The organism is Pseudomonas sp. KCJK9058 (assembly GCF_046230975.1).
Classification (GTDB): domain Bacteria; phylum Pseudomonadota; class Gammaproteobacteria; order Pseudomonadales; family Pseudomonadaceae; genus Aquipseudomonas; species Aquipseudomonas alloputida.
Genome location: NZ_JBJJLR010000023.1, coordinates 73,613 through 80,592, shown reverse-complemented (window position 1 = coordinate 80,592; position 6,980 = coordinate 73,613). Strand labels below are relative to the sequence as shown.

The 6,980-nt window shown below is 59.3% G+C and carries 6 protein-coding genes; 1 reads left to right on the top strand and 5 read right to left on the bottom strand.

Annotated features, from left to right (window positions below; translation table 11 throughout):
- Positions 1 to 143 precede the first annotated feature (143 nt).
- Complete coding sequence (ahpF, locus tag ACK59Z_RS14405; protein ID WP_108191399.1) at positions 144 to 1,706, bottom strand: alkyl hydroperoxide reductase subunit F; 1,563 nt, start codon at positions 1,704 to 1,706, stop codon at positions 144 to 146.
- 124 nt (positions 1,707 to 1,830) lie between these two features.
- Complete coding sequence (gene ahpC / locus ACK59Z_RS14400) at positions 1,831 to 2,394, bottom strand: alkyl hydroperoxide reductase subunit C (protein WP_003250537.1); 564 nt, start codon at positions 2,392 to 2,394, stop codon at positions 1,831 to 1,833.
- 321 nt (positions 2,395 to 2,715) lie between these two features.
- Here ahpC and ACK59Z_RS14395 point away from each other — a divergent pair, with 321 nt between their 5' ends.
- Complete coding sequence (locus ACK59Z_RS14395) at positions 2,716 to 3,780, top strand: TerC family protein (protein WP_004573717.1); 1,065 nt, start codon at positions 2,716 to 2,718, stop codon at positions 3,778 to 3,780.
- 7 nt (positions 3,781 to 3,787) lie between these two features.
- Here ACK59Z_RS14395 and ACK59Z_RS14390 read toward each other — a convergent pair whose 3' ends face one another.
- From ACK59Z_RS14390 to ACK59Z_RS14380, 3 genes are all read right to left on the bottom strand, one after another.
- A complete protein-coding gene (locus ACK59Z_RS14390; protein WP_054888684.1) occupies positions 3,788 to 4,177 on the bottom strand; it encodes a hypothetical protein in 390 nt (129 codons plus the stop codon).
- Positions 4,170 to 5,567: a PAAR domain-containing protein gene (locus ACK59Z_RS14385; protein WP_108191398.1), complete on the bottom strand. Its 1,398-nt coding sequence runs from the start codon at positions 5,565 to 5,567 to the stop codon at positions 4,170 to 4,172. Before ACK59Z_RS14385 ends, ACK59Z_RS14390 begins: the two co-directional genes overlap by 8 nt.
- 163 nt (positions 5,568 to 5,730) lie before the next feature.
- Positions 5,731 to 6,960: an acyl-CoA dehydrogenase gene (locus ACK59Z_RS14380; RefSeq protein ID WP_014861774.1), complete on the bottom strand. Its 1,230-nt coding sequence runs from the start codon at positions 6,958 to 6,960 to the stop codon at positions 5,731 to 5,733.
- Positions 6,961 to 6,980 lie beyond the last annotated feature (20 nt).

The window sequence follows — 6,980 nt, the reverse complement described above, 5'->3', positions numbered from 1 at the left end:
ACAGCAACGGTGAACGGCGGGTGGTGATTGGCCAGCAGACCCGGCCTCTTCGCGGGTAAACCCGCTCCTACGGGGATCTTCACAGTTTCAACAACTGCGCAGTCCTGTGAGAGCGGCTTCAACCGCGAAAGGGCCGTACAGGCTTACGCCGGTGCCGAAGTCCGAATCAGGTGGTCAAAGGCCGCGAGCGACGCCTTGGCCCCCTCACCCACCGCAATGACGATCTGCTTGTACGGCACGGTAGTCACGTCACCTGCTGCAAACACACCCGGGATGCTGGTCTGGCCCTTGGCGTCGACAATGATTTCGCCACGCGGCGACAGCTCGACGGTGCCCTTCAGCCAGTCAGTGTTGGGCAACAGGCCAATCTGCACGAAGATGCCTTCCAGTGCCACTTCGTGCTGTTCATCCGTGGTGCGGTCCTTGTAGCGCAGACCGGTGACCTTCTCGCCATTGCCCAGCACCTCGGTGGTCAGCGCGCTGGTGATCACGTTGACGTTCGGCAGGCTGCGCAGCTTGCGTTGCAACACCGCATCGGCCCGCAACTGGCTGTCGAACTCGATCAGCGTCACCTGGGCGACGATACCGGCCAGGTCGATGGCCGCTTCCACACCCGAGTTGCCGCCGCCAATCACCGCCACGCGTTTGCCCTTGAACAGCGGGCCGTCACAGTGCGGGCAGTAGGCCACGCCGCGGCCACGGTACTCTTGCTCACCCGGCACGTTCATTTCGCGCCAGCGGGCGCCGGTGGCCAGGATCACGGTCTTGGCCTTCAGCGAAGCGCCCCCCGCCAGGCGCACTTCGTGCAGACCGCCCTCGGCGGCCGGAATCAGCGCTTCACCGCGCTGCAGGTTCATGATGTCGACGTCGTACTGTTTGACGTGCTCTTCCAGCGCCGTGGCCAGCTTCGGCCCTTCGGTTTCCTGCACCGAGATGAAGTTCTCGATGGCCAGAGTGTCCAGCACCTGGCCGCCGAAGCGCTCGGCTGCAACACCGGTGCGGATGCCCTTGCGGGCAGCGTAGATGGCAGCAGCGGCGCCAGCGGGGCCACCGCCGACAACCAGCACGTCAAAGGCTTCCTTGGCGTTGATCTTCTCGGCCTGGCGGGCGCCAGCGTTGGTGTCGATCTTGCCAATGATTTCTTCCAGGCCCATACGGCCCTGACCAAACACTTCACCGTTGAGGTAGATACTCGGAACCGCCATGATCTTGCGCGATTCCACTTCGTCCTGGAACAGCGCACCGTCGATGGCAACATGGCGCACGTTGGGGTTGAGTACCGCCATCAGGTTCAGTGCCTGGACGACGTCCGGGCAGTTCTGGCACGACAGCGAGAAGTAGGTTTCGAAGTTGAATTCACCTTCCAGGGCCTGGATCTGCTCGATCACTTCGGCACTGGCCTTTGACGGGTGGCCACCCACTTGCAGCAGTGCCAGCACCAGCGATGTGAACTCGTGGCCCATGGGAATGCCGGCGAAGCGCAGGCTGATATCGGCACCCGGGCGGTTCAGCGAGAACGAAGGGCGACGGGCATCAGTACCGTCCACGCTGAAGGTAATGAGGTTCGACAGGCTGGCAATCTCTACCAGCAGGTCGTGCAATTCGCGGGACTTCGCGCCGTCGTCGAGGGAAGCAACGATCTCGATCGGCTGGGTGACCCGCTCCAGGTAGGTTTTCAGTTGCGATTTAAGCGTGGCGTCCAACATACGGGCGATTCCTTTTTCAAAACTCGGATACAAAAACGCCCAGGCGAGGTCGCCCGGGCGCTTGACGGGGCGGTAGGTACTTCAGCTTTGGCGGCTGCTTACCGCCCGCGTTATGGGCATGACCTTAGATCTTGCCTACGAGGTCCAGCGACGGCGCCAGAGTGGCTTCGCCTTCTTTCCACTTGGCCGGGCACACTTCGCCTGGGTGAGCGGCAACGTACTGAGCAGCCTTGACCTTACGCAGCAGTTCAGCAGCATCACGGCCTACACCACCGTCGTTCAGCTCGACGATCTTGATCTGGCCTTCCGGGTTGATCACGAAGGTACCGCGGTCGGCCAGGCCGGCTTCTTCGATCAGCACGTCGAAGTTGCGCGAAATGACGTGAGTCGGGTCACCGATCAGCGGGTATTCGATCTTGCCGATGGTGTCCGAAGTGTCGTGCCAGGCTTTGTGAGTGAAGTGGGTGTCGGTGGAAACACCGTAGATTTCCACGCCCAGTTTCTGGAACTCGGCGTAGTTGTCAGCAAGGTCACCCAGCTCGGTCGGGCAAACGAAGGTGAAGTCGGCCGGGTAGAAGAACACGACAGACCACTTGCCTTTCAGATCGGCTTCGCTGACCTGAACGAACTCGCCTTTGTGGTAGGCGGTGGCGTTGAAAGGTTTGACCTGGCTGTTGATGATTGGCATGAGAGACACTCCTTCATGGGGTTGGAATCAGTTGATGGATAGAATCCTAACTAATCATCCCGCTGAAGGCTCATTGGCAAAGCTCATGCTTTCGATTGGTTTTGGCTATAACCGAGGTTACTTAATAGAAGGGAACGGGCTGAGCAAAGGATTGCGGTCCTGAGCGCTGCACTGGCAAAGAAATGTAACAGCTCCCCATTCGGCATCACGGGCAAACGGGTCTAGGCTCAAGCCCATGTGATACCGGGCCCCTCTGACGGCTGCCAAGCCGCCATGTCGGATCACTGTTGCCTTGCAACGTCGACATTCAAGGAGGGGCTCATGACAGCTCTGCAAGCATTCCTCACAACACCTGTCCTCGGTACCAGCGCCTGGTTGTGGCTGGTGTTCATGGCCATCGTCATCGGTTTGTTGGTACTCGACCTGGGCGTGCTGCACCGCCACGACCGGGAAATTGAAATGCGCGAGAGCCTGCTGCTGTATTCAGGCTATTTCAGTGTCGGTGTGCTGTTCGGCGCGGGGGTCTGGTACCAGTTGGGCGCGCAGTCGGCACTGGAGTTCTACACCGGTTTTTTGGTCGAGCAATCGCTGTCCATGGACAACGTGTTCGTCATGGCGATGATCTTCAGCTACTTCGCCATCCCCCGCCGCTACCAGCACCGCGTGCTGTTCTGGGGCATCCTGGGCGTGGTGTTCCTGCGGGCCATCATGATCGGCGTGGGCGCGGCGCTGGTACAGAACTTTGCCTGGGTGCTTTACATCTTCGGTGCCTTCCTGCTGTTTACCGGGGTGAAAATGGCGCTGTCGAAGGAAGACAGCCGCCCAGACCTGGCCAACAACCCGATCCTCAAGTTCGTGCGCCGGCACATGCGGGTTACCGACCAGATCCATGGCTCGCACTTCTTTGTACGCCACACCCCGGCCGGGCACAGCAAGGCGCTGCGTTATGCCACCCCGCTGTTTCTGGCGCTGGTACTGATCGAACTGGCCGACCTGGTGTTTGCCGTCGACAGCGTGCCGGCGATCTTCGCCATCACCCAGGACCCGTTCATCGTCTACACCTCCAACATCTTCGCCATCCTCGGCTTACGCTCGCTGTATTTCGCGCTGGCGGCGCTGATGCACAGGTTCGTCTACCTCAAGTACGCACTGGCGCTGGTGTTGATCTTCATTGGCTGCAAGATTTTCTACCACGGCATGGTGGGCAAGGTGCCGGCGCTGCTGTCGTTGGGCGTGACATTCGGGTTGTTGCTGGGTGGGGTGGTGATTTCGTTGATCAAGACGCGGGGGCAGACGTTGAATAAAGACGACAAGACGATAGAAAAAGCAGCTAACGATAAGAAAACAACGGGAGAAAAAAGGAATGACCCACAGTTACGGGTCTGAGTTGCAATCATTGCTTGATGATGAAGTAACCAACCGCTCCCCAAAGTGAGGCAATCAAGATCAACCAAAGGGCTGCTCCCATATCTCGCCTCAACTTTGGGGGAAAATTGTCAAGCTCCGCTTCGTTCAACCATCCGAGGCGTAAATGTAACCTTGGGAATGTGACCAAAGCGCTTACTGTACTCATCAGTAGGCATCGATGCCTTAGGTTTCGCCCGCCCCATACAGGTTTCATCTGCTCAAGATAGGGGTTGCTCGTGATCGCTGAAAGGGCGACATCAAAATCACTCGACAAAGCAATTTTCACATTGATAGCGATCCCCGCAAGGCCTAGGACGAAAGGCGCAATCAGGAATCCTATTTGCAACAATGGGGACCAATTGTCAAAGTCAATCATCAGTCACCTCATGAAGGAGTTCACCGGTTTGCTCTCCGAGGGCGCCAATACCAATAGCGCCTGCAGAAGAGGCGGCGCCAACGATCGCAATCCCGCACACTGCACCAAACCCACCGGTACCCACCGCAAAAATACCGCATAACGCAGCTGCTGCAGCACCTCCACCAGAGGCGCCTACCAACCCTCCCGTTAGCCCCCCTACAAAATTTCCCGCTTCAGTAAACCGAACCTTTCGACAAGCACGAGTCTCCCCGGCCCGACAGACTTCATTTACTTTCAGATAAGACGAGGTCCCGCCCAGCCCAATCGCTGCATACCCTCCGTATTGCAGGTACTTACTTAACCGCGCCACCTTCTCAAGATGTGTCGCATACCCCGGAATCTGCCCCGGTCCGCCCGCTTTCGACCAATGGTGCACCAGGCTCTTGGTAGAGATATTCAAGCTCTTCTTCAGCCGCTCATAGCTCCCCAGATTCAGTTGCTTATTAAGCAACGCCGCTTTCAACTGGCCATCCAGTTGCTGCAACAACCGCCTGCGCTCGGCGAAGAAACCCGGACTATTCAAATGGCCATGGTGCATGAACTCACGCTGGTGCAATTGCTCGATGCTGGTCAAGGTATTGCTTACTTGTTTCAAGCCTTGATCCAGCATGTCCTTGCCCACGCCCATGGACAGACTGGCGTTGCTGAGCAAGCCGGCGATTTCGGCCTGGTGCTGCATCATGAAATCCGCTTCGACGTAGTCGAGTGCCTCCAGCGCACGCCGCGCATGCTGCGCAGCCGCCATAAGCTCTCCCTCTTCGCGCGTGCAGGCATTTCCATTGTCAGGATCACCGATAACGAAGATTTCCCCAGCTTTGAACCCTTGCGCATACGTGGGGTTGAGCCGCTGTAACCGTGAGATCGGCAACGTGGAATCGTGACCGGCCAGTTGAAGCAGTATCTGGGGAAACGACATGCGTCGTGGAACCACGTAGAAGCCAGGCTCCAGCGAACCAGGCAGTGCACCTATTACCGGTTGGGAGAAGCGCTCGGGGTTGAAGGTGGGTGACAGCTCGGCAGCGTGGGTATTGGCACGCCCTGCAATGGAGTGCATGGACGGCGGAGCCTCATACAAGGGCGCGACTACCCGGTTGGTGCCCGGCGAACAGCCACAGACAACCAACGCACCATCCATAGCCACCCGCTGGCCATCTGAAATAAAGTGATCCACACCTTCGGCGACAGTTCCCGCCTGCCCACAAAGAGGGCATGGCGTGGTGTGATCGCCTTCACGGAGCACCATTCGGCCTTCGTCTAGATAGCCGGCCCCCGTCGCAATACAGACAGCACCCGTTGTGGTGACATCGCCATCTACCGCCTGACCTTTCCCCTCTAGATTGACGCGCATATATGAACTCCCTGTACTTGATTCAGGTTGGAAACCTATCACCAGCAAGGGAGATTCAAGTGGCCTCAGCCAAAATTCAGATACGTCCTACAAGTTGCAGGACTTTGCGCAATCACTGCAGGCGCGGGCTTGATTGCGAATTGGCCGGCGCAGGCTGACGCGTTCACCGCCCGCTACGCAACATCTCCACCGGCACATACTTGCCAATTTCGTATTTGCCAATCGCCGCCCGGTGCACTTCATCCGGCCCGTCAGCCAGGCGCAGGGTGCGCTGCATGGCATACATGTAGGCCAGCGGGAAATCGCCGCTTACCCCTGCTCCGCCATGTATCTGGATAGCCCGGTCGATCACGTTCAAGGCCACGTTCGGCGCCACCACCTTGATCTGGGCGATCTCGCTACGGGCCACCTTGTTGCCGACGGTGTCCATCATGTAGGCCGCTTTGAGCGTCAGCAGCCGGGCCATGTCGATTTCCATGCGCGAGTCGGCGATCTTGTCGACGTTGCCGCCCAAGCGGGCCAGTGGCCGACCAAAAGCAGTACGCTCCACCGAACGCTTGCACATCAACTCCAGTGCGCGCTCGGCCATGCCGATCGAGCGCATGCAGTGGTGGATACGGCCTGGGCCCAGGCGGCCCTGGGCAATTTCGAAGCCGCGGCCTTCGCCAAGGATCACGTTTTCGTACGGCACCCGCACATGCTCGAAAAGGACTTCGGCATGACCATGGGGCGCATCGTCATATCCGAACACCGGCAGCGGGCGGACGATCTTCACGCCTGGCGTGTCGGTCGGCACCAGCACCATGGAATGCTGCTGGTGGCGTGGCCCTTCAGGGTCGGACAGGCCCATGAAGATCATGACCTTGCAGCGCGGGTCGCAGGCGCCGGAAGTCCACCACTTGCGGCCGTTGATCACCCACTCGTCACCGTCCCGTATGGCTGTAGCAGCCATGTTGGTGGCGTCCGAAGAGGCCACGTCCGGTTCGGTCATGGCAAACGCCGACCGGATCTCGCCACGCAGCAGCGGCTCCAGCCACTGGCGTTTCTGCGCCTCGCTGCCGTAGCGCACCAGCACTTCCATGTTGCCAGTGTCCGGCGCCGAGCAGTTGAACGGCTCCGGCCCGAGCAACGAGCGGCCCATGATCTCTGCCAGCGGTGCGTACTCCAGGTTGCTCAGGCCGGCGCCGTATTCCGACTCTGGTAAGAACAGGTTCCACAACCCTTCGGCGCGGGCCTTGGCCTTGAGCGCCTCCATGATTGCAGTGGGCTGCCAGCGGTCACCCTCGGCGACCTGGCGCTCGAACACGGCTTCGGCGGGGTAGACATGAGCGTCCATGAACGCAGTGACACGCTCGCGCAGTGCCTGGACCTTGGGCGAATAGGCGAAATCCATCTGGGCTACCTTCACAGTTC